The organism is Bradyrhizobium ferriligni (genome assembly GCF_056837965.1).
The window spans coordinates 63261-88784 of the sequence record NZ_JBXEJO010000043.1; the positions used below are offsets into that span (position 1 = coordinate 63261).

32 protein-coding genes are annotated in these 25524 nt (G+C 65.1%); 9 read left to right on the forward strand and 23 right to left on the reverse strand.

Annotation, left to right across the window (positions count from 1 at the left end; all coding sequences use genetic code 11):
* Positions 1–469 precede the first annotated feature (469 nt).
* On the reverse strand, positions 470–709 hold the full coding sequence (locus tag AC1VNY_RS24910; RefSeq protein WP_038385180.1) for a YdeI/OmpD-associated family protein: 240 nt from the start codon (positions 707–709) through the stop codon (positions 470–472).
* Positions 710–729: 20 nt separating this feature from the next.
* A complete protein-coding gene (locus tag AC1VNY_RS24915) occupies positions 730–1143 on the reverse strand; it encodes an SRPBCC family protein (RefSeq protein WP_016842508.1) in 414 nt (137 codons plus the stop codon).
* 231 nt (positions 1144–1374) lie between these two features.
* Here AC1VNY_RS24915 and AC1VNY_RS24920 point away from each other — a divergent pair, with 231 nt between their 5' ends.
* Positions 1375–1680 (forward strand): hypothetical protein, encoded by a 306-nt coding sequence (locus AC1VNY_RS24920; protein ID WP_028339727.1) that lies wholly within the window; start codon positions 1375–1377, stop codon positions 1678–1680.
* A 23-nt stretch (positions 1681–1703) separates the two neighbouring features.
* Here the strand turns inward: AC1VNY_RS24920 and AC1VNY_RS24925 are convergent, their stop codons facing one another.
* From AC1VNY_RS24925 to AC1VNY_RS24935, 3 genes are all read right to left on the reverse strand, one after another.
* A complete protein-coding gene (locus tag AC1VNY_RS24925) occupies positions 1704–2339 on the reverse strand; it encodes a 2-dehydro-3-deoxy-6-phosphogalactonate aldolase (RefSeq protein WP_482407146.1) in 636 nt (211 codons plus the stop codon).
* An 11-nt stretch (positions 2340–2350) separates the two neighbouring features.
* Positions 2351–3265: a 2-dehydro-3-deoxygalactonokinase gene (locus tag AC1VNY_RS24930; RefSeq protein ID WP_482407147.1), complete on the reverse strand. Its 915-nt coding sequence runs from the start codon at positions 3263–3265 to the stop codon at positions 2351–2353.
* A gap of 142 nt (positions 3266–3407) precedes the next feature.
* The gene (locus AC1VNY_RS24935) at positions 3408–3623 is read right to left on the reverse strand and encodes a hypothetical protein (RefSeq protein WP_026192800.1); all 216 of its coding nucleotides are present in this window, start codon (positions 3621–3623) and stop codon (positions 3408–3410) included.
* 208 nt (positions 3624–3831) lie between these two features.
* Here AC1VNY_RS24935 and AC1VNY_RS24940 point away from each other — a divergent pair, with 208 nt between their 5' ends.
* The gene (locus tag AC1VNY_RS24940) at positions 3832–4008 is read left to right on the forward strand and encodes a hypothetical protein (RefSeq protein ID WP_167350394.1); all 177 of its coding nucleotides are present in this window, start codon (positions 3832–3834) and stop codon (positions 4006–4008) included.
* A gap of 91 nt (positions 4009–4099) precedes the next feature.
* Here the strand turns inward: AC1VNY_RS24940 and AC1VNY_RS24945 are convergent, their stop codons facing one another.
* Together AC1VNY_RS24945 and AC1VNY_RS24950 are read right to left on the reverse strand one after the other, a co-directional pair.
* Positions 4100–4369: a hypothetical protein gene (locus AC1VNY_RS24945; RefSeq protein ID WP_035631163.1), complete on the reverse strand. Its 270-nt coding sequence runs from the start codon at positions 4367–4369 to the stop codon at positions 4100–4102.
* A gap of 143 nt (positions 4370–4512) precedes the next feature.
* On the reverse strand, positions 4513–4689 hold the full coding sequence (locus AC1VNY_RS24950) for a hypothetical protein (RefSeq protein WP_016842502.1): 177 nt from the start codon (positions 4687–4689) through the stop codon (positions 4513–4515).
* Positions 4690–4877: 188 nt separating this feature from the next.
* On the opposite strand from AC1VNY_RS24950, the gene AC1VNY_RS24955 reads away from it, so the two are divergent.
* Together AC1VNY_RS24955 and AC1VNY_RS24960 are read left to right on the forward strand one after the other, a co-directional pair.
* The gene (locus AC1VNY_RS24955) at positions 4878–5102 is read left to right on the forward strand and encodes a hypothetical protein (RefSeq protein ID WP_482407148.1); all 225 of its coding nucleotides are present in this window, start codon (positions 4878–4880) and stop codon (positions 5100–5102) included.
* A gap of 208 nt (positions 5103–5310) precedes the next feature.
* On the forward strand, positions 5311–5667 hold the full coding sequence (locus AC1VNY_RS24960; RefSeq protein ID WP_461195608.1) for a DUF6481 family protein: 357 nt from the start codon (positions 5311–5313) through the stop codon (positions 5665–5667).
* A 56-nt stretch (positions 5668–5723) separates the two neighbouring features.
* On the opposite strand, the gene AC1VNY_RS24965 is transcribed toward AC1VNY_RS24960, so the two are convergent.
* On the reverse strand, positions 5724–5957 hold the full coding sequence (locus AC1VNY_RS24965) for a pentapeptide MXKDX repeat protein (protein WP_016842498.1): 234 nt from the start codon (positions 5955–5957) through the stop codon (positions 5724–5726).
* A gap of 361 nt (positions 5958–6318) precedes the next feature.
* Between AC1VNY_RS24965 and AC1VNY_RS24970 the strand changes: the two genes are divergently transcribed.
* Genes AC1VNY_RS24970 through AC1VNY_RS24980 form a run of 3 tightly spaced genes read left to right on the forward strand, consistent with a single transcriptional unit; the run spans position 6319 to position 9247 of the window.
* Complete coding sequence (locus AC1VNY_RS24970) at positions 6319–7341, forward strand: TRAP transporter substrate-binding protein (protein ID WP_482407149.1); 1023 nt, start codon at positions 6319–6321, stop codon at positions 7339–7341.
* A complete protein-coding gene (locus AC1VNY_RS24975) occupies positions 7338–7892 on the forward strand; it encodes a TRAP transporter small permease (protein ID WP_429040793.1) in 555 nt (184 codons plus the stop codon). The genes AC1VNY_RS24970 and AC1VNY_RS24975 overlap by 4 nt, the downstream gene beginning before the upstream one ends.
* Positions 7889–9247 carry a TRAP transporter large permease gene (locus AC1VNY_RS24980; RefSeq protein WP_482407150.1) on the forward strand — a complete coding sequence of 453 codons (1359 nt, stop codon included), beginning with the start codon at positions 7889–7891 and terminating at the stop codon, positions 9245–9247. The genes AC1VNY_RS24975 and AC1VNY_RS24980 overlap by 4 nt, the downstream gene beginning before the upstream one ends.
* Positions 9248–9286: 39 nt before the next feature.
* Here the strand turns inward: AC1VNY_RS24980 and AC1VNY_RS24985 are convergent, their stop codons facing one another.
* Positions 9287–9424: a hypothetical protein gene (locus AC1VNY_RS24985; RefSeq protein WP_155258394.1), complete on the reverse strand. Its 138-nt coding sequence runs from the start codon at positions 9422–9424 to the stop codon at positions 9287–9289.
* An 80-nt stretch (positions 9425–9504) separates the two neighbouring features.
* On the opposite strand from AC1VNY_RS24985, the gene AC1VNY_RS24990 reads away from it, so the two are divergent.
* Entirely contained in the window at positions 9505–9705 is a 201-nt protein-coding gene (locus AC1VNY_RS24990; RefSeq protein WP_482407151.1) for a hypothetical protein, read from the forward strand.
* A 20-nt stretch (positions 9706–9725) separates the two neighbouring features.
* On the opposite strand, the gene AC1VNY_RS24995 is transcribed toward AC1VNY_RS24990, so the two are convergent.
* The gene (locus AC1VNY_RS24995) at positions 9726–10574 is read right to left on the reverse strand and encodes an SMP-30/gluconolactonase/LRE family protein (RefSeq protein ID WP_482407152.1); all 849 of its coding nucleotides are present in this window, start codon (positions 10572–10574) and stop codon (positions 9726–9728) included.
* 300 nt (positions 10575–10874) lie between these two features.
* Between AC1VNY_RS24995 and AC1VNY_RS25000 the strand changes: the two genes are divergently transcribed.
* Positions 10875–13094, forward strand: coding sequence for a lytic transglycosylase domain-containing protein (locus AC1VNY_RS25000; protein ID WP_482407153.1), 2220 nt, complete (start codon positions 10875–10877; stop codon positions 13092–13094).
* Between the two features lie 67 nt (positions 13095–13161).
* Here the strand turns inward: AC1VNY_RS25000 and AC1VNY_RS25005 are convergent, their stop codons facing one another.
* The 13 genes from AC1VNY_RS25005 to eno form a co-directional block, all read right to left on the reverse strand.
* Positions 13162–14130, reverse strand: a complete 969-nt coding sequence (locus AC1VNY_RS25005) for a tripartite tricarboxylate transporter substrate binding protein BugD (protein WP_482407154.1) — start codon at positions 14128–14130, stop codon at positions 13162–13164.
* 79 nt (positions 14131–14209) lie between these two features.
* On the reverse strand, positions 14210–15451 hold the full coding sequence (locus AC1VNY_RS25010; protein ID WP_028339715.1) for a threonine synthase: 1242 nt from the start codon (positions 15449–15451) through the stop codon (positions 14210–14212).
* A 177-nt stretch (positions 15452–15628) separates the two neighbouring features.
* The gene (gene lpdA, locus AC1VNY_RS25015; RefSeq protein ID WP_482407155.1) at positions 15629–17050 is read right to left on the reverse strand and encodes a dihydrolipoyl dehydrogenase; all 1422 of its coding nucleotides are present in this window, start codon (positions 17048–17050) and stop codon (positions 15629–15631) included.
* Between the two features lie 17 nt (positions 17051–17067).
* Complete coding sequence (locus AC1VNY_RS25020) at positions 17068–17310, reverse strand: hypothetical protein (protein ID WP_304495494.1); 243 nt, start codon at positions 17308–17310, stop codon at positions 17068–17070.
* Complete coding sequence (locus AC1VNY_RS25025) at positions 17311–17487, reverse strand: hypothetical protein (RefSeq protein WP_162832423.1); 177 nt, start codon at positions 17485–17487, stop codon at positions 17311–17313.
* Positions 17488–17499: 12 nt separating this feature from the next.
* Positions 17500–18864, reverse strand: coding sequence for a pyruvate dehydrogenase complex dihydrolipoamide acetyltransferase (locus AC1VNY_RS25030; protein ID WP_482407156.1), 1365 nt, complete (start codon positions 18862–18864; stop codon positions 17500–17502).
* 2 nt (positions 18865–18866) lie between these two features.
* Positions 18867–19172 (reverse strand): DUF5076 domain-containing protein, encoded by a 306-nt coding sequence (locus AC1VNY_RS25035; protein ID WP_018271806.1) that lies wholly within the window; start codon positions 19170–19172, stop codon positions 18867–18869.
* Between the two features lie 5 nt (positions 19173–19177).
* A complete protein-coding gene (locus AC1VNY_RS25040) occupies positions 19178–20584 on the reverse strand; it encodes a pyruvate dehydrogenase complex E1 component subunit beta (RefSeq protein WP_069276767.1) in 1407 nt (468 codons plus the stop codon).
* Positions 20585–20629: 45 nt separating this feature from the next.
* Positions 20630–21649 carry a pyruvate dehydrogenase (acetyl-transferring) E1 component subunit alpha gene (gene pdhA, locus AC1VNY_RS25045; protein ID WP_482407157.1) on the reverse strand — a complete coding sequence of 340 codons (1020 nt, stop codon included), beginning with the start codon at positions 21647–21649 and terminating at the stop codon, positions 20630–20632.
* Positions 21650–21808: 159 nt separating this feature from the next.
* Positions 21809–22123 (reverse strand): FtsB family cell division protein, encoded by a 315-nt coding sequence (locus AC1VNY_RS25050; protein WP_028339710.1) that lies wholly within the window; start codon positions 22121–22123, stop codon positions 21809–21811.
* A 141-nt stretch (positions 22124–22264) separates the two neighbouring features.
* Complete coding sequence (locus AC1VNY_RS25055; RefSeq protein WP_482407158.1) at positions 22265–22816, reverse strand: NADPH-dependent FMN reductase; 552 nt, start codon at positions 22814–22816, stop codon at positions 22265–22267.
* 172 nt (positions 22817–22988) lie between these two features.
* Positions 22989–24125: a zinc-binding dehydrogenase gene (locus AC1VNY_RS25060; RefSeq protein ID WP_482407159.1), complete on the reverse strand. Its 1137-nt coding sequence runs from the start codon at positions 24123–24125 to the stop codon at positions 22989–22991.
* Positions 24126–24173: 48 nt separating this feature from the next.
* A complete protein-coding gene (gene eno / locus AC1VNY_RS25065) occupies positions 24174–25457 on the reverse strand; it encodes a phosphopyruvate hydratase (protein ID WP_028339707.1) in 1284 nt (427 codons plus the stop codon).
* Positions 25458–25524: the final 67 nt, after the last annotated feature.

A 25524-nucleotide genomic window follows, 5' to 3' on the forward strand; every position in this document is an offset into this window, starting at 1 on the left:
TGGAAACACAGAAACGAAGATAAGTTAGGCACCGAGGCGCCGGCGACGGTGCCTCACGACCAAAGTGTCTACTTGGCCTCAGCGTGGCCCACGCGCTGAGGCCTTTCTTTTTCGATGTTCGCCGTGTGCCGTGAAATCAGTGCCGTCTTTATCATTCAGCGCACGAAACGATTCCGTAGTTCTCCGTGCGTGAACAAAGTTCCGGAGGCGATTGAGAGACCGATCGCTTTCTGTTCGTGCGTTGCAGGTTCCAACATATGCCGTGAGCGCCGGGAGCGCGCTTCGCAGTTTCTTAATCCAAGAGTGCGTTCTTAGGGGATTGTGAGTGCCCGCCTCGGTCGTCGATATTTTCAGGATCGCGATGGACGATTCCGGGATCGTCCTTTTTCCTCGATGAGGATTCGCACGACTAAAAACATCAAGCGAGCGATGCGGACGCACGGTGCGCAGCGATCAACCCGCGAGAGTCTCACCTTGGTTTGCTCGGTCGATGCGCCATTCCCATATACACCCCACCAGCTTTCAACTCCGCCAGCATCTGGTCGATCCGCTTGCGCCGTGTTGCAGCTCGCACGCTGCGGCCGATCCAGTGCAGATAGTCGTTGCGCTGATAGGGCGGGCGCGCCTTGAACGCCTGCATCAGTCCGGTCGCATCGAGCTCGCGACGGATGCTCGCCGGCATCGCCGCGCGCGGTCGCTTCAACGTCACGCCGCCCTCCGATCGCCGGATCAGGACCGCCGCTTGGCTTCGACGTAACGCTTGAAGTTATCCAGGATCGCCTGCCAACCGCCGCGCTGCTGCTCGACCGAATGGGTATCCTCGCTGTCGAAGCTGACCTGCACCTTGACGCCGCCAGTCTCCGGCGTGAATGCGACCTGCGCGCTGCGATCGCCGAAAGAATATTCGAGCAGACGGGGCTCCTCGACCCTGGTGTAGGTGCCGGCGAAATCGAACCCCATGCTGCCGTCCTTGGCTTCCATTCGCGACGAGAAGGCGCCGCCGGTGCGCAGGTCGACCGTCGCGGCGGTCGTGTGCCAATCGTCGGAAGCCGCGTTCCACTGCTTGATGTCGTCGGGTGTCGTGTAGGCGCGCCAGACATCCGCGATCGGCGCGGCAACGGTCGTTTCGACGGCAATCCTCATATCTATTCCCTCGTCGCGATGGGATGAAACTGACGCGCTTCCCGGGCGCGCCGGACCGCGGCCATTCTATTAGGGCCATGGAGGCCTTCGTCAAATGACAACGGCCGGACCACCGGGAACATGAGGAGACCGGAAACGCCATTCAACCAACCAAATGGTGCGTGGCCGCCACAAGAATTTCGTCAGGAATGACCGTGTATGCAAGACGGGTCAAATGCCGGAGAGCGCGCCATGCGGAACCTGAACACTGTCCTGAGCAAGCTGAATGACCGCCTGCTGCGGCTGGAGGGCGAACTGTTCGTGCTGCGATCGATCGCGCGAGCCGCCCTCACCGCCGGCGACGAGTCCGCCGTCCGCACCCGCAAGCTGCTCGAAGGCGCCAAGCTCGCGCTGTCAGACGAAGCCGAACGGCCACTGGACGCCGCGACCGGGAAATACGTCGCGGCCGCGATCGCCATGGTCGAAGAGCTGCTTGAGAATCCCCGCGAGGCGGCGCCGCTGTTCAGGGTGATCGACGGCGGCAAGCGGGACGATTAGCGCGCTTGCCAAAAGCACCGCGCCTAGCCGGCGCCCTGCACGGCCGCATCATACGCCTCGATCGTCACCTTTGCCCTGACAGCAATATCCGCGGCCGTCATGCCCGGCTTGTAGAGGCTGCTGCCGAGACCGAAGGCGCGAATGCCCGCTTTCACATACTCGGCGAAATTCTGGTCCGAGACGCCGCCGACCGCGGCGATCGTCACATCCGGCGGCAGCACGGCGCGGATCGCGGTGATGCCGGCGGCGCCGAGCACGCTGGCCGGAAAGAATTTCAGGCTCGACGCCCCCGCGCGCGCGGCGAGCAGCGCTTCCGTCGGCGAGAACACGCCGGGCATCGTGATCATCGCATGGTCCCGCGCGCGCGCCAGCACCTCGACATCGACATTCGGCGACACCATGAGGCGGCCGCCGACGTCGTGCAGACGATCGACGTCTGCTGCAGTCAGCACCGTGCCGGCGCCGATCAGAACATCGGCCGGCGCGCGCTTCGCCGCGATCTCGATCGAGCGGAACGGCTCGGACGAGTTCAGCGGAATCTCGATCGCCGTCATGCCGGCGTCGAGCAGCGCGCTGACGATGCCCAGCACCTCGTCCGGCTTGACGCCGCGCAGGATCGCGACCAGCGGTCGCTTCATCGGCGGAAACGGAATGCTCATGCGTTGATCCCTCAGTTCTTCCAGATCGCCGCCGCCGCGCCGGCGAGACCACGGCGAACCGCCTCCTCCGCATCCACGGCATCGAGCGGAATCGAAAGGCATTCGAGCGCCATCTGATAGAGCCGCTGCAACCGGCCCGAGGCGATCAGCGTAACCGGCGCTCCCTGCTTTCGCTCCGCAAGGCCCGCCGCCAGCTCGACGCCGATCAGCGTACCCGAGATCGTCTCACGCGCGGCCTGTGCGCTGCCGCCGAACAACAGCTGCCGCGATCGCACGCGAAACAGCAGATTGGCCGATAGCGCCGGCGCCGCGAATGCCTCCGCGACGGCCGCGCGGAACGCATCGCCGTCAACCGCCTCCTCTGCGCCGGCGACGGCGTGCGACAGGATGGTGTCGCGCGCGATCGCGCTGAACAACTCTCCGGTCATGAAGGTCGCAAAGCGCTCGACCGTTCCGCCGCGGACCCTCACCCATTTGGAATGCGTTCCCGGCATGCAGACGAGCGCCTCGCCCGGCGCGTTCAAGCCGAGCGCACCCAGCAGCTGGGTCTCCTCGCCCCGCATGACGTCGGGCGCTGCGGTATCACGCTGCGCAATCCCGGGCAGGATACGGATATCGCGCGCCTGCCCGCTGACCACGACAGCGCCCTTGAGGATGTCCGACAGATCCGCCGGCGTATCGATATAGCCGGCCTCGACCCAGCCCTGCCGCGCGCCCGCCATGCCGCAGATCACGACCGGCAGGTCGGCCGCCGCGCCCAGCGCATCGAGATGCGATTGCAGCACGGTCGCAAAGCCGGTCCCTGCTGCCGCGGTCATGCCTTCATCGCTGCGGCGCTCACCGAGCACCTTGCCACTGGGGCTCATCAGCCAGAGCCGGAAGCTGCTGGTGCCCCAGTCGACCGCGACATAGGAAAGCCCGCTCATCGCGCCCTGTTCCACACTCTCAGTGTCCGGCGCGCCGACGGCGCCGCTGCCCCGACGCGATAAAGGCGATCATCGCGCCACGCAAGGCGGCCCGTTGGCGTGACGCCACGAGGCCTCGCTGGCATCAGAATGCGCGGATCGATTACCGCGCGCCCTTCAGCGTGCAGGAGGTCGTGCAGGTCGTAACGTTGCCGCGGTCACACTTGATGCAGGCGTTGACGCACTGATCCATGACCTTGGGATTGTACTGACTGTAAAGATTGGCCGCACAGCTGTTGGTCGATCCCGTGACCTCCGGGTCTGACCAGCAACCGGACAGTAAAAATGCTGCGGCACTCAAAATGGCGACCTTGCGCATAAGGCCTCCTGCCACGCCGTATCCGAGCAACGTTGCAAGTAACCTTGATAGGTTAGGTTAAATTCCGGTTTCAATTGCGGCCTTATTCGGAAGCAGTATTGCTTATCCACCGGACATTTCCCCAAGGTCCGGGCCCACACCGGCAAGGCCGTCAGGCGACCCCGCCTGGCGGCTTTGTTGCCCAGCAATGCACAAGGATACCAACAAGATGGCCCGAAAGCCGCGGTGGTCGTTCAAGGAGGACCGACGACTGATGGAACTGGCACGCTCCTCAAAGTCGCTGGAGGAGGTCGTGAAGGCGACCGGCCGCTCGCCGGAGCGGATCAAGAAGATGGCCATGCGCCTCGGCCTGTCGATCAAGCCGCGCGGTACCACCAAGAAATAACCTGAAATGCGGCCGCTGCTGCGGCCCGGCCGGCGCGCCTTCCAGCGAAATCGGCACCGCCTCGCGTGCGGACAACGCGCCAGAAAAAGATCTAGAGCTCCGGCGGACAATCGTCCTTCGCCCGCACCGGGATCGCCTTGACCTCGCCCTGCGGCTTGGCCTCCGCTTCGGCCTCGGTCGCCCGGGTGCAGGTGGTCAGCACGAAAGCGACCCGGCTGCATTGCCATTCCGGCCCAAGCGCCGCGTTGGACACCGGCTCGGGCGACGCCAGCGTCAGGGATAGATACGCCACCAAAACGGCACCCGCCGCGCCTGCGGCAGCCAGCGCCGCGCCCTTTCCGGACCACAGCTTGGACATCATGGCCTTGGTTCCCGCCGATCTCCAGGAGTCGATCAGGCAGCCCGCCTGTCCGCGTGTGATCGGAATCACAACCGGGATCAAACAGTTCAGCCCGAGTCTTTGGGGTGGATGTGGGATCGATATTGCACTGCCGCAAGACGGGGTCAGCGCGCCGGCTCGATCACATTACAGTTGGTCCGGCCCGACATCAGGCAGTCCTGCATCTTGCTCGCCGCCGTCAGGTCATGCGCGAGCCAGAGGCCGACCGCGAGCATGACCACGGCGACCAGCAGTCCGATCAGCGCGCCCCTTCTGCTGCCTCCGTCGTCGGATTCGCTCATGCCAGCTTCGGTTCCCGATTGCCACGGTCCGCATCATGACCGTTTGCACGGTTGCGTGCGATCAATTCTGCAACAGTCGCACTACGAAATGCACGGCCGCGGCCGTCGGCAGCGCAATTCCGTTGCGCGCCAGGGGCGACTCGCGAAAGAGTACTCGCTGAAGTGGAGCGCGTGTGCGGGGCGTGCCGATGAGCGAACAAGAAGCGACGACGTACAACTATCAGCGTTACAGGCAGTTGCTCTCGGAGGCTGTCGATGAGAGCAGCAGGCTGCGGCTGATCAGTCTGCTGATCACCGAAAAGGCGCGCGACAGGCTGGAAGCCCAGCGCGCCTCGGACCGGAGCGCGATGACCGCCGAGACGGTTGCCAAGGTCCTGGGTAACGGACGACGCGAGCACCTTCAGCGCGGCTGAACTTTTCAACAGCCCTTGTTCAACAGCCCTTGGTGACCAGCCACTCACCACGCGCCCGCGGGGCGAACGATGGCCGCTTGACGCTGGCTCATATCTCCCTTGCTCCACAGCCCTCCGTTCGCCACTGGCAATTTCGTCGCCATTCACTTATTGAAACGCCGAACCAACCCCATCCATCACCCGAACAGAAAGCAGCAAGGCTTCCTCTATGAGTGGCTTCAAGGAACCGGGTTTTGCCGACCGCCAGAAAGCGGCCCTGCAGGCGCGGCAAAACCTCCTCAACAAGTTTCGCTCCCAGCCGGGAGCTGACGATCCCGCTGTGAAGGCACGTGCCGAGGAGCGCGCGGCGATCGCCGACCGCCGCGCCAAGGCCAAGGAAACCCGTGAGGCCGAAAAGGCCGAGCAGAAGCGCCGCGAGGACGAGGCCGCAGCCGCCGAGGCCGCCCGCATTGCGCGCGAGAAGGAAGAGGAAACCGCCCGCGAGGAGGCGCTGCTCGCCGAGCAGAAGGCCAAGCGCGATGCCCGCTACGCGGCACGCAAGGAGCGCGGCAAGAAGAAGCGCTAAGGCGCAACCAGGCCCGCCAGAGCGGCGGGCCTGCGGACAGCGGGCGATGACGGCAGTCAGTTCTTCTTCATGCCGTCGTCTTTCTTCATCATCGCGCCGCCGTCCTTCTTCATGGCGTCGTCCTTCTTCATCATGCCACCGTCCTTCTTCATGGCATCCTTGGACATCGTGTCTTCCTTCTTCATCGCGTCATCCTTGCCCATCTTGTCCTGAGCGAAGGCGGCGGGCGCCAGCGCCAGGCTGAACGATAGCAGCGCGGCGGAAAGGCCGAGGCGGGTCTTGGTGGTCATGGTGATGATCCCTTGTGTGGTCGAATGTGAGCGCGACGACTTGCCGCTCTCTGCTCGACGCACTTGCGCCGGCCGACGTTACCTCCAATAACGAATTCTTGAAGCGGCGCGGCTGCGGTCGCCCGGCGTCCGGTCGCGCGACGGTTGCGTGACGACGCGGCGTCACCGCGCATCAGTGTGCGCTGCAACAACGGCAACGCTTGAATGTCAGGACTTGAACGTCAGGACTTGCAGCCCCGTACGGGCTCGCACTATCAGGGCGCCTCGAACTATCAGACTAGAGAATATTCACGCGAAGACCGGCTAAGCTAAGGCTCCGCGCCGGCCTAACAGCCACTCAAGAAGCTCTCAGGGGAGAACAATGCTCACACGCCGCCACGTCCTCGCTTCCGCCCTCGCCGCACCCGCCGTCCTGCGGATGGGCATCGGGACCGCGCATGCCGCGACCACTCTGAAGATCTCCCACCAGTTCCCCGGCGGCACCATCGACAAGGGCGACTTCCGCGACCGGCTGTGCAGGATGTTCGCGGCCGAGGTCGCCAAGCGCTCGGGTGGCGAGCTGACCGCAGAGGTCTACCCGAACTCGTCGCTGATCAAGACCAACGCGCAGTTCTCGGCGATGCGCAAGGGCGCGCTCGATCTCAGCCTGTATCCGATGCCTTATGCCGGCGGCGAATTGCCGGAGACCAATATCGGCCTGATGCCGGGCCTCGTCACCACCTACGATCAGGGCCTGCGCTGGAAGAAGGAGCCGGTCGGCAAGGCGCTGACCGACTTCCTCGCCGACAAGGGCATTCTGCTGATTTCCTGGGTCTGGCAGGCCGGCGGCGTCGCCAGCCGCTCCAAGCCGATCGTGGCGCCTGAAGATGCCAAGGGCCTCAAGGTGCGCGGCGGCTCGCGCGAGATGGACATGGTGCTGCAGACCGCCGGCGCCGCCGTGCTGTCGGTGCCCTCGAACGAGCTCTACGCCGCGATGCAGACCGGCGCCTGCGACGCCGGCATCACCTCCTCCACCAGCCTGATCTCGTTCCGCCTCGAGGAGGTCGCGAAGTCGCTGACCTCGGGCGCCGGCGCCTCCTACTGGTTCATGCTGGAGCCCTTGATGATGTCGAAGGCGATCTTCGACAAGCTGCCGAAAAACCAGCAGGACATCATCCTCGCCGTCGGCACCGAACTCGAGGCGTTCGGCCGCAAGGGAGCGCAGGACGACGATACCGAAGTCGCCAAGGTCTATGAGAAGGCCGGCGCCAAGGTCAGCGCGCTCGATGCAACCATTGTCGGCAAGTGGCGCGACATCGCGCGCGATACCGCGTGGAAGGATTATGGCGCCAAGACCGCCACCGCCGCCAACCTTTTGAAGCTCGCAAGCGACGTCGCCGCATGATGCATGGTCCGGTCCCGGATCAGGCCGAAACCGCAAGCATCGCCGCGGGCAACACGCCCGTGGCCTTGCTTGGGCGCGCGCTGTCCATCTGCAACAACATCATCGTGGTGTTCGCCGCCCTCGCCCTGGTCGCGGCCTGCGTGATCCTGAGCTACAGCGTGCTCGGCCGCGCCCTGTTCCACAGCCCGAACTACTGGCAGGACGAGGCCGCCGTGTTCCTCCTGGTCGGCGCCACCTTCATGACCTCGGCCTATGTGCAGAGCCAGCGCGGCCATGTCAGCATCGAGGCGTTCGTCGGGTTGCTCTCGGCGCGCGCCAACGCCATCAGGCTGTGGCTGGTCGACGTCGCGAGCTTCGCGTTCTGCGCCTTCTTCGCCTGGAAGTCCTGGACCCTGGCACATGAAGCCTATGTCGACGGCCAGGTATCCAACTCGATGTGGTCGCCGCCGCTCGCCATCCCCTACGTGCTGATGGCGCTGGGCATGACGCTGCTCTGCGTGCAGATCCTCCTGCAAATCATCATTCCGCTGACGGGTGGCGCGCGCCGATGACCGTGTTTGGTATTGGTATCTCCTACGGACTTGCCACCCTGTTTGCGATGTTCTCCGGCATGCCGATCGCGTTCGCGCTCGGTGCGGTCGCGGTTGTGTTCATGGCGATCTTCATGCCGGCGGCCTCGCTCGATACGGTGACGCAGAACGTCTACGAGGAGATGGCCTCGATCACGCTGCTGTCGATCCCGCTGTTCATCCTGAAGGGCGCGGCGATCGGCAAATCGCGCGCCGGCCAGGATCTTTATTCGGCGTTGCATGCCTGGCTGCACCGCGTGCCCGGCGGCCTCGGCGTCGCCAATGTGTTCGCCTGCGCCCTGTTCGCGGCAATGGCCGGCTCCTCGCCGGCGACCTGCTCGGCGATCGGTTCGGCCGGCATTCCGGAGATGCGCAAGCGCGGCTATTCCGGCGGCTTTGCCGCAGGGATCATCGCCGCCGGCGGCACGCTTGGCATCCTGCTGCCGCCCTCGATCACGATGATCCTGTTCGCCGTCGCAGCCGAGAAATCGCTGGGACGGCTGTTTCTCGCCGGCATCGGCCCCGGCCTGCTGCTGGTGACGCTGTTCGGTTTCTACGCCGTGTTCCGCTTCCGCAAGGAATACGCCATGGCCCGCGCCGTCTATGACGCGACCGGCAAGGACGCGGCGATCCTGCAGCATGACGAATTCACCATGGCCGAGCGCTTCAGCGCGCTGCCGCGCGTGATCCCGTTCGTGCTGCTGCTGACCGGCGTGATGATCGCGCTCTATGGCGGCTACGCCACGCCGTCGGAAACCGCCGGCCTCGGCGGCCTCCTGGCGCTCGGGCTGATCGCCGTGATCTACAGCGTGTGGACGCCCAGCGACCTGTCGCCGATCCTGAAATCGACCATCCGCGAGTCCACCATGCTGATGCTGATCATCGGCATGTCACTGCTCTATTCCTATGTGATGAGCTACCTGCACATCTCGCAGTCGGCGGCGGAAGCGATCGTCGCCATGCACCTGCCGCGCTGGGAGCTCTTGTTTGCGATCCTCGTGATGGTGATCGTGCTCGGCTTCTTCCTGCCGCCGGTCTCGATCATCCTGATGACCGCGCCGATCATCCTGCCGCCGCTGCGCGCGGCCGAGTTCGACATCATCTGGTTCGGCGTCGTCATGACCATCGTGATGGAGATGGGCCTGATCCATCCGCCGGTCGGCCTCAACATCTTCGTCATCCGCAACGTCGCGCCCGACATCCCCTTGAGCGAGGTGATCTGGGGCACGCTGCCGTTCGTGCTGCTGATGATGTTCGCAGTGCTGTTGCTCTGCTTCTTTCCGCAGATATCGACCTGGCTGCCGAATGTGATCATGGGGCCGGACGGCGGGCGCTAGACCGTTTTCGCGCAGAGGGGACGCGGCAAGACGAGAGTTTCAGGCGGCCTCCTGCTCGCGTTCCGCGAGCGCCTTCTCAATCCGGCGGACCAGCAACGCCGTCGGACGCCCCTCGCGCTGTAGCCGGCGGAGCTCGTTCCACAGCCTGATGATTTCGCGGTCTCGCTCGGCGTCCATGGCGGCGCTCTCCCGGAGCGCGCAAATATGAACGAAACGAGAACGAAACTCAAGGCCCCGAGATCAAGACGCAGTCGCTCGTGCAGGAACCAGAGCGACGCGGCGCGATTGGTTCCTTCATGAAAATGGCCAAGGCAATTCGCAAGCAGGCGCAAACCGCGGAGCGGGTTGCATTGACGACGGCCGACGCACTTGTCGCCAACCAGATGCGCTCCCTCGCCCGCGCCTTCAGGAGCCAGGCCGACATCCTGAAGTGGAGAGAGAAGAAAAAGAAGAAGTGAGACGCGCCTGCGGTCGCGGCTCAGGGATAGCCATCACCCGGCGTGTCGACCTCGACCACATCGATCCGCGACGTGGACCTGCCCTTGCGTAGCTCCTCGTAGGACGTCTCCGCGCTCAGGCAGAACAGCGTCCTGCGGTCCGCACCTCCGAGCGCGCAGGCAAGCGCGCGGCGGCCGGACACCGTGATGCGCTCACGCTCCACGCCGGTGCGATCGATCCGGACAAAAGCATCCTCCGTGAAAGACGCGACCCAGGTCGCCCCGTCGGCATCGAGGCAGATGCCGTCGGGATCGTTGATGCTGCCGAACCGCCCGCGCAGACTCAGGCCGCCGTCCGGCGCGATGTCGTAATCGGCGAGACCTGCGCCATCCATTTCGGCAACGACGAGCCGGCGATGGTTAGAGGAGACGGCAATGCCGTTGGGAAACCGCAAGCCTTCCGCGACGACGCGCGCACTGCCGTCGGGCGTCACGAGGATGATCCGGCCGACCGCGCCGCGGCGCTCCGGCGGCGGTAGGTTGAAGCCGAGATCGCCGACATAGGCGCGTCCCTGCCCGTCGATGATCATGTCGTCGATCGTGCCGGTCGCGACCTCGGAGAGATCGGCATAGAGCGACAGCGCTCCATCGGAAAACTGCAGCAGCCTCTTCCTGAACATCGTCAGCACGACGATGTCGCCATCAGGCAGGAGGCCGAGCCCACACGGCGTGTCGTCCGTCAGCGCAGCATGCTCCTGCAACTCGCCCGATGGGCTGATGCTCAGAAGCCTCCGCGCCATGCAATCGACGAACCAGAGCCGCCCGCGATGCCAGCGCGGGCCTTCGAAATAGCGGCCGCCGTCGAGGATGGTTCTGAGGCGAGCCGTCATGGCGCACCAGCTTGCGAAAAGTGATCCGTCAGTGACATCGGCAGCCCCCACGTGCGTTCGCAACGACGATACAACTCACGAGGAACCGGTCAAAGCATGGTGCGGCCTGTCCATTTCCGCCCGTAAAAACCCCGGTTCCCGCGGGTTCCACACGCCATATTCCATATTTCGCCGCGTTTTCCCTGTTGAGTTGCAGCTGCATTAACACTCGAGAATCGAGGGTAGTGATAATCTGCGGCGGTTGTGCCGCCGTATGACGCGTTCTGTTGTGCCTCATGGTTTCTCAGGGGGGACCAGGGAATGAACCGTTGCCTACGTCCGCTGGCGTGCTTCGCCACCGCCGCCGCGCTCGCGCTGCTTCCGGTCCAGGCGACCGCCAAGCCGCATCACCAGCACCAGGCCAAGAGCGGCCACGGGGACAAGAAGGCGCATGGCGGCAAGGCCGCGCGCGAGAGTGCCTCCGGCAAGCGGCGGCACGCCAGACATGGCGCCGACAAACGGAAATCCGCGAAGGCCAAATCCGCTCCTTCCAAATCCGCTGAGAAGGCGCCCGAGCCGGAGAAACCCGCCGGGCCGCAATTGTCGGGCGATCTCGCCACGATCAGGGACGCGATCCTCGCCGCGCGCAGAGGCAAGACCAGCGACGCGACCGACATCCAGGCCAAGATCACCGACCCGGTCGGGCGAAAACTCGTCGAGTGGTATCTGCTGCGCCACTCGGAATCGAGCGCGCCGTTCACCCGCTATGCGGCATTCGTGACGGCCAATCCGGATTGGCCAAGCGTCACGCTGTTGCGCAAGCGCGCCGAAGCGCGGATGTGGCAGGAGCGCAGCGATCCGGCCACGGTGCACGGCTTCACTCTCGATCAGCCGATCAGCGCCAAGGGCAAGTTCGCGCTCGCCCGCACGCTGCTGGCCGAAGGCGACCGCGACGGCGCCACCCGCCTGGTGCGCGAAGCATGGCGCTCGGAGGAGCTGTCCGATCGCACTGAGAGCGACGCCTATGATGCGTTCAAGGACCTGCTGACGCGCGACGACCATCGGGCGCGCATGGACAAGCGGATCGGCGCCAAGGACCTCGCCGGCGCGCGGCGCGCGGCGCAGCGGCTCGGCAGCGACGATCTGGCGATCGTGAAAGCCTGCGGCGCGGTCCGCGGACAATCCAGCAAGGCAGAGGACACACTCAACGATGTGCCGGCCGATGCCCGCCGCGATCTCGGCTACACGCTGTGCCGAATTCAGTGGCTGCTCGCGAAGAACAAGGTCGACGAAGCGGCCCGCGTGACGATCGCGGCTGAGCCCGAGACGATGGCGCAGCAGGACACCGACCAGTGGTGGCGCGAGCGCCGCATCCTCTCCCGCAAGCTGCTTGACCAGGGCGAGTACCAGGCGGCCTATGACGTGATCCGGCCCGCGGCGGCGCCGGACAATCCTTATTACCGCTCCGACATGCACTTCATGCGCGGCTGGATCGCGCTGCGCTATCTCAACGACGCCGACGCCGCCGCGGCGCACTTCGCGCATATCGACGAGGGCCAGACCAACCCGACCGTGCTGGCGCGCGCCGCCTATTGGCGTGGCCGCGCCGCCGAGGCACTCGGCAATTCCGCGGCGATGCGGGCCGACTACCAGGCCGCCGCGCGCTACCCGACGGCCTATTACGGTCAGCTCGCGCTGGCCAGGCTCGGCCGTGATGGTGGCGTCGAGCTGCGCGCGCCCTCGCCGGCCGCCAACGCCGGCAGCATGGCAGCGGACGAGCGCGTCCGCGCCGCCGATATGCTCTATGCGATCGGCGAGCCCGACATCGTGCTCTATTTCGCCGCCGACCTCGCCGAGGAAAGCACCGATGTCGGGATGCTCGAAGCGCTCGGCGAGCTCACCGGCCGCCGCAACGATGCCCGGGCCATGCTGCAGATCGGCAAGATCGCGCTCGCGCGCGGCTTTGCCTTCGACCATTACGCTTTCCCGGTGATCGGCATTCCCAAGCACACGCCGATCGCCCCCGATATCGGCCGCAGCATGACCTACTCGATCGCGCGCACCGAAAGCGCGTTCGACCAGCGCGACAAGTCGGCGGCCAACGCCGTCGGCCTGATGCAGGTGACACCCGAAGCCGGCCGCGACACCGCCAAGCGCTTCGGCGTCAGCTATGACTGGAGCCGGATGGTGTCCGATCCCGTCTACAACACCCAGATGGGCGCAGCCGAGCTCAGCGCGTTGCTGTCGGAATATCGCAACTGCCACATCATGACCTTTGCCGGCTACAACGCCGGCCGCGGCCGCGTTCGCGACTGGATCAAGGCCTATGGCGACCCGCGCGATCCCAAGGTCGATCCGGTCGACTGGGTGGAGCGGATCCCGATCTCCGAGACGCGCAACTACGTCCAGCGCGTGATGGAGAATTTCGCGGTCTACCAGGCACGGTTCGAGGACGCCGGCACGGCGGTGGCCAAGAACGGCGAGCGCGTCGTGACGCAGGAGAGCAACGCGGCGCCGGCTGAGGCAATGCCGTCGCAATAATCCAGCGTCGCCCCGGCCTAGTGCGCAATTGCGCACGGGGGCCGGGCCGATGCGGAGAGAGCGCGGTTCAATCCACCTTCACATTGGCGGCCTTGATCATCGGCCACCATTTTGCGATTTCCGCCTTCTGCCAGGCGCCGAGTGCATCCGGCGTGAGCTGGTCCTTCGGCGGCATCTGCAAGCCCAAATTCTCAAGCTGCTTCTGCACGGCCGGATCGGCCATCGCCGCGACCGCAGCGGCATTGAGCTTGGCCACGATCTCCTTCGGGGTGCCCTTCGGCACCCAGAGGCCGGACCACAGCGTCATGTGGAAGCCCGGCAGGCCGGCCTCGTCCACCGTCGGGACGTCAGGCGCATTCGCGACCCGCTTGGAATCGGTGACGGCATAGGCGCGGATATTGCCGGCGCGGACCTGGTTGATCGAATTCGAGGTCTGGTCGACGATGATGTCGATCTGGCCGGCGACGAGATCGTTCAGCGCAGGCCCGGTGCCGCGATACGGCACGTATTGCAGCTTGATGCCGGAGACGTTCTCGAAATAGAGCCCGGCGATATGGCTGCCGCTGCCGGCGCCGGCGGTGCCCGCGGTCGGCGGCGCCGGCCGCGACTTCAGCCACTCCAGCAGTTCCTTCAGCGATTTCGCCGGCACTGCATTCTTGCTGACGATGATCATCGGGTTGCTCGGCAGCAGCACCACCGGCTCGAGATCGGCGACGAGGTCGTAGCCGAGCTTGTAGATCGCGCCGTTCGCGACGTGGGTGCCGAGATGGCCGAACGAGATGGTGTAGCCGTCGGGCGCCGAGCGCACCGCACGGCCGACGCCGATCGAGCCGCCCGCCCCGGTCACGTTCTCGATCAGCAGCACCTCGCCCAACGACTGCTTCATGCGCTCGCCGAGGATGCGCGCCATCGCATCCGAGGGGCCGCCGGCAGCAAACGGCACCACGATGGTGATCGGGTGCGCGGGATAGGTTTCCGCGGAAACGGTCCCCGTCAACGCCAACATCGCCAACACGGCCAGAAGCAGCTTCCGCATCACGCTCTCCCTAAATTTTCTTGTTTCTAATTATTTTTGAAGGGCCACCTTTCGACAAGATGGCCCTTCGGATGAGGCGTCAGAACTGCGAGAAGTCGATCGGCTTGTGCCGGTCGAGCGTACGGGTGATCGGCGGCAGCGGGTATTTCAGGCCGCTGGCGCAGTTGAACAGCATCACGCGGTCGGTCTTGCTGACGCGGCCGTCGGCGAGGCTCTCTTTGTAGGCGGCATAGGTCGCGGCGCCCTCGGGGCACAGCAACAGCCCCTCCTCGCGCGCGACCTCGTTGAGGGCGGCGCTGATCTTGTCGTCGTCGACGGCGATCGCAAAGCCCTTGCTCTCGCGCACCGCGCGCAAAATGAGGAAGTCGCCGATCGCCTGCGGCACGCGGATGCCCGAGGCGATGGTGTGGGCGTCCTCCCAGCGCGCGGCGTGTTCGGTGCCGGCCTCATAGGCCCGCACCATCGGCGCGCAGCCCGAGGCCTGCACCGCGACCATGCGCGGGCGCTTGCTTCCGATGAAGCCGATCTTCTCGAGCTCGTCGAACGCCTTCCACATGCCGATCAGGCCGGTGCCGCCGCCGGTCGGATAGAAGATCACGTCGGGCACGTCCCAGCCGAGCTGCTCGGCGAGCTCGAGGCCCATGGTCTTCTTGCCCTCGATTCGGTACGGCTCCTTCAGGGTCGAGGTGTCGAACCAGCCGACTTTCGCTTTTCCCTCGCCGACGATCTTGCCGCAGTCGTCGATATAGCCGTTGACGCGATACACCGTGGCGCCCTGCAGCTCGATCTCGCTGACATTCACCTCCGGCGTGTCCGCCGGGCAGAAGATCGTGGTCTTGATGCCGCACGAGGTGGCGTAGGCCGCCAGCGCCGCGCCGGCATTGCCGTTGGTCGGCATCGCCATGTGCTTGATGCCGAGCGCCTTGCCCATCGACACCGCCATCACGAGGCCGCGTGCCTTGAACGAGCCGGTCGGCAGCCGGCCTTCATCTTTCACAATGATCTCGCCGCCGCCAAGCCTGGCGCCGAGCCGCGGTAGCCGGATCAGCGGCGTCGTGACTTCGCCGAGCGAGACGATGTCCTTGCATTTGCGCACCGGCAGCAGCTCGCGGTAGCGCCACAAATCGGCGGGACGCTGCGCCAGCGCATCCTTGGTCAGCGCCTTCTTCACTCCGGCGAGGTCATAGCGCACCAGCAGCGGCTTGCCGGCCTTGGAGAGGTTGTGCACCTGGTCCGCGGGATAGTGATCGCCCTCCATCGCGCATTCGAGATGGGTGACGAAGGTCGGGCGTTCGATGGTGAGGTTGTCGTTGTCTTTCACTGGCTCTGATCTTTCTTGCTGTTCGTTTTGACCGGTGTTTGGCCCGTCACCCTGAGGAGGCCGCGCAGCGGCCGTCTCGAAGGGCGACGAGCCCCGCTGCTGGATCCGGGCCGTGCATCCTTCGAGACGCGCTCCGCGCTCCTCAGGATGACGGGACCGTGGCCGCCGTCCGCGGCCTCAGATATTCAGCACGCGCCCATAGGCGTCGAGCACTGCTTCCTTCATCATCTCCGACAAGGTCGGATGCGGGAATACGGTGTGCATCAATTCCTCTTCCGTGGTCTCCAGATTCATCGCCACGACGTAGCCCTGGATCAGCTCGGTGACCTCGGCGCCGATCATGTGGGCGCCGAGCAGCTGTCCGGTCTTCTTGTCGAAGATCACCTTGACGAGGCCCTGGTCCTCGCCGAGCGCAATCGCCTTGCCGTTGCCGACGAAGGGAAAGCGGCCGACCCGGATCTCGCGGCCGCCTTCCTTGGCGTTGGCCTCGGTGAGGCCGACGGAGGCGACCTGCGGGTTGCAGTAGGTGCAGCCCGGGATCATCAGCTTGTCCATCGGATGCGGATGCAGGCCCTTGATCGCCTCGATGCAGATCACGCCTTCATGCTCGGCCTTGTGCGCGAGCATCGGCGGCCCCGCGACGTCGCCGATCGCATAGATGCCGGGGACGCTGGTCTTGCCGAGGCCGTCGATCACGATGCAGCCGCGGTCGGTCTTGACGCCGAGCTTCTCCAGCCCGAGATTCTCGATATTGCCGACCACGCCGACCGCCGAAATCACGCGCTCGAACTCCACCGCTTGCGGCTTCTCCTTGCCGTCGTCGATGGTCGCAACCACGCTGTCGGCCTTCTTCTCGAGCTTTGTCACCTTGGTCGAGGTGAGGATCTTGATCCCCATCTTCTCAAACCGCTTGCGGGCGAGCCCGGCAATCTCCGCGTCCTCGACCGGGAGAATCTGCGGCAGCACCTCGACCACGGTGACATCGGCGCCCATCGTGTGGAAGATCGAGGCGAACTCGATGCCGATCGCGCCGGAGCCGACCACCAGCAGTGACTTCGGCATCCGCTCCGGCACCATCGCCTCGAAATAGGTCCAGATCAGCTTCTTGTCGGGCTCGAGCCCGGGCAGCACGCGCGGCCGCGCGCCGGTCGCCACGATGATGTGCTTGGCCTGATAGGTGCCCTCGCCGCTGGCGCCCTTCGGCGCCTCGACCGCCGACTTCTTCACCGTGATCTTGCCGGGCGCATCGATCGTGGCGTCGCCCCAGATCACCGTGACCTTGTTCTTCTTCATCAGGAAGCCGACGCCGTCATTGAGGCGCTTCGAGACGCCGCGCGAGCGCTGCACCACCGCCTTCGGATCGAACGAGACGTTGTCGGCCGACAGGCCGTAATCCTTGGCGTGCTGCATGTAGTGATAGATCTCGGCGGAGCGCAGCAGCGCTTTGGTCGGGATGCAGCCCCAGTTCAGGCAGATGCCGCCGAGATAGGATTTCTCGACGATCGCGGTCTTGAAACCGAGCTGCGCGGCGCGGATCGCGGTCACGTAGCCGCCGGGGCCGGAGCCGATGATGATAACGTCAAAGGATGTGTCGGCCATGGCGGCTCCCGTTCAACTCAACGTGTGACGCCGCGGGCGCGGCTTCTTGCGATCAATGACCTGACCAGCCATTCGAGCCCGATCACCAGGGCCATGATGGCCAGGGCCGTCAGCACGAGCGGCTGGGCGATGTTCCGCGCCAGCTGTTCGCCGGCGAAGAACGCGGAGTGCAGAAAATCGAACCCGACCGGATTGCAGACCAGCGCGGCCGACAGCAACAGCGAGATCCAGGGCCAGCGCGTGCGAGCCGTGCCGGCCATTCATCCGTACTCCCGCCATACCGCACCGAGGAACACGGACCACGCCAGCGCCAGCACCGCGGCGCCGATCATCATGATCCTGAACTGGATCGTCGATATCAGGTCGCGGTTGACCGCGACCAGCAACGCGACGGCGACGGCGGCGAGCAGGACGTACGGACCGTAGATCGCGTACATGGCGGATGCCCGTCACACCATCATCATCACGGGGTTTTCGATCAGCTGCTTGAAGGCGCCGATCAGCTCGGCGCCGAGCGCGCCGTCGATCGCGCGGTGATCGCACGACAGGGTCACGCTCATCATGTGCGCGATCTCAATCTTGCCGCCGCGCACCACCGGACGCTCCTCCGAGGTGCCGACCGCGAGGATCGAGGCATGCGGCGGATTGATCACGGCGGTGAAGTGGTTGATGCCGTACATGCCGAGGTTGGAGACCGCGGTGGTGCCGCCCTGATATTCCTCCGGCTTCAGCTTGCGGGCGCGGGCGCGCGCGGCGAAATCCTTCATCTCGTTAGAGATGGTCGAGAGCGTCTTGGTCTCGGCCTTGCGGATGATCGGCGTGATCAGGCCGCCCGGCATCGCCACCGCGACGCCGACGTCGGAATGCTTGTGCTTGAGCATGCCGCCTTCGGTCCAGCTGACGTTGCAGTTCGGAATCTTCTGCAGCGCGACCGCCATCGCCTTGATGACGAAGTCGTTGACCGAGATCTTGTAGAGCGGCTTCTTCTCCTTGTCCTTCGGCGCCGCGGCGTTGATCTCCTCGCGCGCGGCGAGCAGCTTGCCGATGTCGCAGTCGATGGTGAGGTAGAAGTGCGGGACGTTCTGCACCGAGGCAGTGAGACGCTGCGCGATGGTGCGGCGCATGCCGTCATGCGGCACCACCTCGTAGGAGCCCGGCTCGAACAGCGCGAGGATCTGCTTGTCCGACATCGACGGCGCGATGCTCGGACCCGCGGCGGGCGCGGCCGCCGGCGCCTTCAGGCCCTTGCCGGACTTGGCCTCGTCGACGTCGCGCGCGATGACGCGGCCATGCGGGCCGGTGCCGGTGATGCGGGCGAGATCGATGCCGGCTTCCTTTGCCAACCGGCGCGCCAGGGGTGAAGAGAACACGCGGGCGTGGCCGTTGGCCTGCGCGGCGGGTGCGGCGGCCTGAGGCGCCGCGGCGGGCGCTGCGGCCGGCTTCGGCGCAGGCACTGCCGCCGGTGCGGGAGCCGCCGCCGGCGCGGCCTGGGCAGCGGGCTTCGGCGCCTCGGCGGGTTTCGCGGCCGGTGTGGCGCCTGCTCCGGCGCTGGCCGCCGCCTTCACATCCTCGCCGTCGCCGGCCATGACCGCGATGACGTCGTTGACCGGCACGTCCTGGGTGCCCTCGGGCACCAGGATCTTGGCGATCGTGCCTTCATCGACCGCCTCGACTTCCATCGTCGCCTTGTCGGTCTCGATCTCCGCGATCACGTCGCCGGACTTGACCTTGTCGCCCTCTTTCTTGAGCCACTTGGCGAGGTTGCCCTTTTCCATCGTCGGCGACAGCGCGGGCATGAGAATATTGATCGGCATTGTCAGTGACCTTGTTGCGACCGCGGTTTGGTTTGGCCCATGTCGGTCGGCCGGGCGATTTCGGCTTCGAACATCTCGACGATGCGCGCGAGCGCCTCGTCCTCGGTGTATTCGCTCTCGCGCGCGTAGGCGCGCGCGGCGTGACGGGCGATGTCGACCAGCATGAGCCCCCACATGTCCGGCTCCTCGAACGCGCGCTGGAACGCGATCGACAGGCCGCCATCGACGACGAAGGCGCGCAGCACCTCGATGGCGTCGTCGCGGCCCATCACGTCAGGCGGCAGCGGCTGCTCCTTGGGACCGGCCATCGGCGTTACCGGTAGGATACGGCCTTGGCGGCGGCGACCACCTCGGCGACGGAGGGCAGAGCGAGCTTTTCGAGGTTGGCGGCATAGGGCATCGGCACGTCCTTGCCGGAGACGCGCGCCACCGGCGCGTCGAGATAGTCGAAGGCGTGCTCCATGATGCGCGCGGCGACCTCGGAGCCGACGCCGCTCTGCTGCCAGCCTTCCTCGACCGTGACCGCGCGGCCGGTCTTCTTCACCGAGTTGATGATCGTCTCGGTGTCCATCGGACGGATGGTGCGCAGATCGACGACCTCGGCCTCGATGCCTTCCTTGGCGAGTTCGTCGGCAGCCTTCAGCGCATAGGACATGCCCATGGCCCAGGAGACGAGGGTGACGTCCTTGCCGGCGCGAGCGATCCGCGCCTTGCCGATCGGCACCACGAAATCAGCCAGCTTCGGCACCTCGCCGGTGTGGCCGTACAGCACCTCGTTCTCGAGGAAGATCACCGGATTGGGATCGCGGATCGCGGCCTTGAGCAGGCCCTTGTAATCGGCGGCCGAATACGGCGCGATCACCTTGAGGCCCGGGATCTGCGAGTACCACGCTGCGTAGTCCTGGCTGTGCTGCGCGGCGACGCGCGCGGCGGCGCCGTTCGGGCCGCGGAACACGATCGAGCATCCCATCTGGCCGCCGGACATATAAAGCGTCTTGGCGGCGGAGTTGATGATCTGGTCGATCGCCTGCATGGCGAAGTTGAAGGTCATGAACTCGACGATCGGCTTCAAGCCCGCCATCGCCGCGCCGACGCCGACGCCGGCAAAGCCGTGCTCGGTGATCGGCGTATCGATCACGCGGCGGGCGCCGAATTCCTGCAACAGGCCCTGCGTCACCTTGTAGGCGCCCTGATACTCCGCGACCTCCTCGCCCATGATGAAGACGTCGCCGTCGCGGCGCATCTCCTCGGCCATCGCATCGCGCAACGCTTCGCGAATGGTCTGCGTGACCATCTCGGTCCCCGCAGGGATTTCTGGATCTGGCAGGGGTTCGGTCGCGGGCGCAGCCGGCGCCTTCGCCGCGGGCTGCGGCGCTTCCGCCTTTGCATCCCCCTTGGCTTCGGCCGGCGCGGCCTCGGCGGCCTTCGGCTGCGGCACCGGTGCCGCCGGCGCCTTGGCGAGGTCGGCGGCGCTTTCGCCGTCGACGAGAATGGTGGCGATCGGCGTGTTCACCGCGACGTCCGCGGTGCCTTCCGGAATCAGGATCTTGCCGAGCGTGCCCTCGTCGGTTGCCTCGACCTCCATCGTCGCCTTGTCGGTCTCGATCTCGGCGATGACGTCACCGGACTTGATGGTCTCGCCTTCCTTTTTCAGCCATTTGGCGAGGTTGCCCTTCTCCATGGTGGGCGACAGCGCAGGCATCAGCACTTGAATGGGCATATCGGCTCCCGAAATCGGTCTTGAAATTCGTCTGCGCGGGTGGGGTCAGCGGTAGATGTCGGTGTAGAGCTCGGCCGGATCCGGCTCCGGATCGTGCTGCGCGAAGTCGGCGGCCGCGTTGACGATCTCGCGCACCTCGCCGTCGATCGCCTTCAGGTCCTGCTCGCTGACGCCCGAGCCCAGCAAGCGGTTGCGCACCTGCTCGATCGGGTCCTGGTCGTGACGCACCTTCTCAACCTCCTCGCGCGTGCGGTACTTCGCCGGATCGGACATCGAGTGGCCGCGGTAGCGGTAGGTCTGCATCTCCAGAATCATCGGACCGTTGCCGCCGCGGCACCAGGCCACGGCCTCATCGGCGGCGGCCTTGACCGCGCGCACGTCCATGCCGTCGACCTGCTTGCCCGGAATGTTGAACGAGGCGCCGCGCTTGGAGAAGTCCTGCTGGGCCGATGCGCGCGACACCGAGGTGCCCATCGCATAGCGGTTGTTCTCGATCACGTAGATCACCGGCAGCTTCCACAGCTCCGCCATGTTGAAGCTTTCGTAGACCTGGCCCTGGTTGGCCGCGCCGTCGCCGAAATAGGTCACGCTGACGTTATCGTTGCCGCGATAGCGGTTGGCGAACGCAAGGCCGGTGCCGAGCGAAACCTGCGCGCCCACGATCCCGTGACCGCCGTAAAAGTGCTTCTCCTTGCTGAACATGTGCATGGAGCCGCCCTTGCCGCGGGAATAGCCGCCGCGGCGTCCGGTCAATTCGGCCATCACGCCCTTGGCTTCCATGTCGCAGGCCAGCATGTGGCCGTGGTCCCGGTAGCCGGTTATGACCTCGTCACCCGGCTTCAGCGCCATCTGCATGCCGACCACGACCGCTTCCTGGCCGATATAGAGATGGCAGAAACCGCCGATCGCACCCATGCCGTAGAGTTGACCGGCCTTCTCCTCGAAGCGCCGGATCAGGAGCATGTCCCGCAGTGCCTTGAGCTCCTGCTCCTTGGTGAATTCGGGGGGAGAGCCGGCCTTCTCCTGCCCTGATTCTTTTGCGACGCTTTTCTTGGGTGCGGCCATGGCAATTCCGGGTGAGAGAAGTCGGAGAACCCTCTCTAACCCAACTCAAATCGCCTTGGAAGGATTGCGTTCGCCCGATGGAATTTTGCTATGCCGCACTGCAGCGCAGCGCGACATTTTTGTGATAGCGCGCGAGTGATTTTGAAATTTGAGAACGCGTCAGTTCTTGTTGATCCGAACGAGATCACGCGGATTGGCGTAGTCGAGCTGGAAGCGCGCACGCTCGTCCAGCATGTCGGGATCGACCCGGTCCGACCGCAACAGCGACACCCGCTGCTCGCCCTCGGCCCGCTCCTTCTTCAGCCGCGCCAGCTCGGAGGTCAGCGCGATGATCTCCTGATCGAGCTCCTGCCGCGCGTTCAAGCCGTATTTGCCGGTGTAGGCGTTGACGCCGAAATAGCCGACCATCAGCGCCGCCAGCGTATAGAGGGCGAGCCCGGTCAGAATCGATTTGAGGCGTGTACGGGAAACCATGGCCGCGAGCATGCGGCCATGGGGTTAATGAAGGCTGAACCGGAGCGTTTTCGAGCGAAGTGGATACCGGTTCGCGTGAACGAAAACGCGTCAAAACAAGTTCAGAGTCCCGTTCCGCTTCAATCGGAACGGGGCTCTTGCTCAGCGGTTCTGCTTTTCGATAAAGGCCGCGAAAGCCCCGAGGTACTGCTGCAGCACGCCCTTGAGCGACTCCTTGGTCAGTTCGCCATTGTCGTCGAAGGCATCGCCGACGCCGTTGAGATAGGCTTCCGGCTGACCGAGGATCGGGCCGGAAATGCCCGGCAGGATGTTCTGCAAGTGCTTCACCGCGCTGACGCCGCCGAGCGGTCCGGGCGAATTGCCGATGATGCCGATCGGCTTGCCGATGAACGAGCTCTTGCCGTAGGGCCGCGAGGCGACGTCGATCGCGTTCTTCAGCACGCCCGGGATCGAGCGGTTGTATTCGGGGGTCACGAACAGCACGCCGTTCGACTTCTGCAGCTTCTCGCGGAAGGCCAGCCAGTCCGCCGGCGGTGCAGCCTCGAGGTCCTGGTTGAAGAAGGAAATTTCCTGCAGCGTCGTCACGTCGAGCTTCAGCGACGCCGGTGCAAGCTTGGCCAGCGCATTGGCGATCTTGAGCGAGAAGCTCTGTTTGCGGATGCTGCCGACGATGGTGACGATGTTATAGGCCATAGCAACTTCCCCTCGGGGTTGCGCGTGAAACTGGTGGGCCTCACCTACCGGCGCACCAAGAAAGATGCAAGTGCATGGATCGTTCAATTCCGGAAACGCAGCGTTTCGCGGAATTGGTCTATGCAAAGCAAAAAGGGCCGCCCCTGTCGGGACGGCCCTTGCGTTTCGATCCTCAGCTCTTGTTCGGATTGATCAGGAATTTCTCGCCGGTCGCGCGCTTGTTGTAGACGGCGATGTTGTCGAGCTGCAGGGTCTCCTGCAACGAGACCACCTTGGTGTAGCGACTGGCGAAAGTCGTCTTCAACTCGGCCACCACGCGCTGGCGCAGCTTGTTGCCGGCCTCCGGACCGATCTTCATCAGGAACGGGAACAGCAGCCAGCCGCCGACGCCCCAGGCCATGCCGAAACCGCGCGGCAGCTGAATTTCCCGAGTATCGAGACTGCCGTAGATATAGACCTGCTTGTGCACGTTCGAGCCGTAGCGGCTATAGGCCTTGGCGGTCTTGTTGATCGCGGTCTCCATCGCGACCAGGATCTGGCCCGCGAGCTTGCCGCCGCCGATCGCATCGAAGGCGATGGTGGCGCCGGTCTCGACCAGCGCGCCGGTGAGCTTGTCCATGAAATCGGGCGCGGAGGAATCGACGACATGCTTGGCGCCGATCTTGTGCAGGATGTCGGCCTGCTCCTTGTTGCGCACGATGTTGACGAGGCCGATGCCGTCCTTGAGGCAGATCTTGTTGAGCATCTGGCCGAGGTTGGACGCTGCGGCGGTGTGCACCAGCGCCTTGTGCCCCTCGCGCCGCATCGTCTCGGTCATGCCAAGCGCGGTCAGCGGATTGACGAAGCAGGACGCACCTTCCGCCGGCGTGATGCCGTCGGGCAGCGGCAGACACTCGTTGACGCGCAGCGTGCGATATTGCGCATACATCGCGCCACCGATCATCGCGACGGTGCGGCCCATCAGCGCTTTCGCCGCATCCGATGAACCGGTCCTGATCACGACGCCGGCACCTTCATTGCCGACCGGCATGGACTCGTCGAGCCGCGCGGCAAGGCCCGCCAATGCCGCTTCCGGCACGCGCGCGGTCACCACGGGCAATTCCTTGCTGCCGGAGACCTTGGCGGCCGACATGTCGGCCGGGCCGATCAGAAGACCGAGATCGGACGGATTGATCGGGGTCGCCTCGACCCGGACCACGACTTCGTCGGGGCCGGGCTCGGGGGTCGGGATATTGACCAGCGATATCTCGAGCTCGCCATTCTTCTTGAGCAGCGAACGCAGTTGCAGACCGCTCTTGCCGTCGCTCATCCCGACCTCCCGTTTTTGCGTTTGTTGGATCCCGATCAAATTGGGGCGCTACGCCAGCGCCTTCAAGGCCGCCCTGCCCGCGTATTTCGCCTGGGTGCCGAGCTGCTGCTCGATACGCAGCAGCTGATTGTACTTGGCGGTACGGTCGGAGCGCGCCAGCGAGCCGGTCTTGATCTGCCCGCAATTGGTGGCGACCGCGAGATCGGCGATCGTGGAGTCCTCGGTCTCGCCGGAGCGGTGCGACATCACGGCGGTGTAGCCGGCCTTGTAGGCCATCTCGATCGCCGCAAGCGTCTCGGTCAGCGTGCCGATCTGGTTGACCTTGACCAGGATCGAATTGGCGCGGCCGTTCTTGATGCCGTCGGCGAGCCGGGTGACGTTGGTGACGAACAGATCGTCGCCGACGAGCTGGCACTTCTTGCCGATCGCATCCGTCAGTTCCTTCCAGCCGTCCATGTCGTCCTCCGACATGCCGTCCTCGATGGTGACGATCGGATAGCGGCCGACGAGATCGGCGAGATACTTCACCTGCTCGGAACGCGAGCGGGTCTTGTTCTCGCCGCCATAGACGTAGGAGCCTTCCTTGAAGAATTCGGTCGAGGCACAGTCGAGGCCGAGCACGACGTCGTCGCCCGCCTTGTAGCCGGCCTTGCCGATTGCGTTCATGACGAACTCAAGCGCGGCGTCGGCCGACGGCAGGTTCGGCGCGAAGCCGCCCTCGTCGCCGACATTGGTGTTGTGGCCGGCCTTCTTCAGTTCGCCGCGCAGCGTGTGGAAGATTTCCGAACCGCAACGCAGCGCCTCGGCGAACGACGTGGCGCCGACCGGCAGGATCATGAATTCCTGGAAGTCGATCGGGTTGTCGGCATGCACGCCGCCATTGATGATGTTCATCATCGGCACCGGCAGCGTCCGCGCCGAGGTGCCGCCGACATAACGATACAGCGGCATGTCGAAGGATTCGGCGGCGGCCTTGGCGCAGGCCAGCGAGACGCCGAGGATGGCGTTGGCCCCGAGCCGGCTCTTGTTCGGCGTGCCGTCGAGCTCGATCATGATCTGGTCGATCGCGACCTGCTCCTCGACGGCCTGGTCGCTGAGCGCCTCGAAGATCTCGCCGTTGACGGCGGCAACCGCCTTCTCGACGCCCTTGCCGAGGTAACGCGACTTGTCGCCGTCACGCAGTTCCACCGCCTCATGCGCGCCGGTGGACGCGCCCGACGGCACCGCCGCGCGACCGATTGACCCATCCTCCAGCACCACATCGACCTCGACCGTGGGGTTGCCACGGCTATCAAGGATTTCGCGGCCGATGATGTCGACGATGTCAGTCATGACGTGCTCTTTCTCGATATGGGGTTGGCTGATGCGCCGCGTCATACACGGCGCGCAAGCAAATGTG